Source organism: Phytoactinopolyspora endophytica (assembly GCF_004138495.1).
Classification (GTDB): domain Bacteria; phylum Actinomycetota; class Actinomycetes; order Jiangellales; family Jiangellaceae; genus Phytoactinopolyspora; species Phytoactinopolyspora endophytica.
The window spans coordinates 373,412-374,935 of record NZ_ML142849.1; the positions used below are offsets into that span (position 1 = coordinate 373,412).

A 1,524-nucleotide genomic window follows, 5' to 3' on the forward strand; every position below is an offset into this window, starting at 1 on the left:
CGTCGGCGTCTTTCTCGAAGTGGGACAGGGCGGTGTACCGGCCGTCTTGGGCCGCGTGCGAGTGGCAGCCGGATTCGACCGCTCGGGTGTCGTTGCCCGTGGCGAGCACAACGGCGGTGATGCCGTTCATGATGCCCTTGTTGTGCGTCGCGGCACGATACGGATCCGCCTCGGCGAACGCGCTCGCGGCGACGATGTCGTCGACCACCTGCGCGCCGCCGAGCAGCTCGGCATCGAACACTGCCCGCGCGCGGGTGAGGCGCAGCTCGGCCTTGTTGGTGAGGATGCGCAACAGCGTGCGCGAGCCGGCGATCTCAGCCACGCGGGGGGCCAGCGCCTCCGCCATCGTGTTGACGGCGTTGGCGCCCATCGCGTCGCGCACATCGACATGCAGGTGCAGGATCACCTGCCTGCCGGCGCTGGTCTGGAGCACGCGCACCGCGATGTCCCGAGCGCCGCCGCCGAACCGCACGAGGACCGGGTCCTGGTCGTTGGCCAGCGCCAGCAGTTCGTCCCGCGCCTCCAACAGGCGCATCCTGGTCGCCTCGGGATCGACCGCATCGAGCACCTGGATCTGGGCGATCATGATGTCGCCGGAGTGCGAGGTGTGGAAGCCCCCGTGCCCACGCGCGATCCGCGCGGCGTTCGACGCGGCCGCGACCACGCTCGGTTCCTCGGTGGCCATGGGGATCAGGCGGTCCTCTGCGTCGATGATGAAGTTCATCGCGACACCCACCGGCACGGCAAGGACGCCGACCACGTTCTCGATCATGTGATCGGCCTGGTCGAGTGACAAGCCCTCGCCCGGCCGCAACGCGCTCAGAGCGTCGTCGTCGAGTCCCGCAGCCTCCGCCACGAGGTCGAGACGTTCCTCGGGAGTGTGGTCGCGAAGACCCTTGATTCGGCTGTTTCTCGGCATGGGCCGCCCCTCCTTCACGTGCAGCCGCCTGATCATCGACGCTGCGTGTCAGGCACGACATTAGGAGCGACGGTCGCCGACGACGATGTATTCATCACTCATTGCACGACGATGTGTATGTGGTGATGACACATCCCGACTATCCGCAGTCCCGCCTAGACTCTCGAAAACGAGGGAAGGAGACGCCGATGCCGTACGCCGACGTCGATGGGGTCCGGATCTACTACGAGGTGTTCGGTGACCAGGCCGACCCTGTCCTCGTGCTCATCTCCGGCGGCGGGGCGCAGATGATCAGCTGGGACGACGAGTTCGTCTCCCTCCTCACGGACCAGGGCCTGTCCGTCGTCCGGTTCGACAACCGCGACACGGGCTTCTCGCAGCGCTTCGGCGGCGAGGAGGACATCGACGGCGGCTACGACCTCTCCGACATGGCCGATGACATCCTGCGCGTGCTGGACCATCTCGGCGTGACCTCCGCGCATCTCGCCGGCCACTCCATGGGCGGCATGATGGCCCAGATGGTGGCGATCAAGCACCCGCAACGGGTGCGGAGCCTCGGACTGTTCTCGACCATCCCCGGACGTGACCGCCGTTACATCCTGCAC

Annotated in this window: 2 protein-coding genes; one reads left to right on the forward strand and one right to left on the reverse strand. The window is 67.2% G+C overall.

Going from position 1 to position 1,524, the window contains the following annotated elements:
* The coding region (locus ELR45_RS01630; RefSeq protein ID WP_205855684.1) for a hydroxymethylglutaryl-CoA reductase, degradative at window positions 1-919 on the reverse strand (919 nt) is incomplete at its 3' end.
* Between the two features lie 188 nt (window positions 920-1,107).
* Between ELR45_RS01630 and ELR45_RS34360 the strand changes: the two genes are divergently transcribed.
* On the forward strand, window positions 1,108-1,524 hold a 417-nt coding region (locus ELR45_RS34360), incomplete at its 3' end, for an alpha/beta fold hydrolase (RefSeq protein ID WP_165367380.1).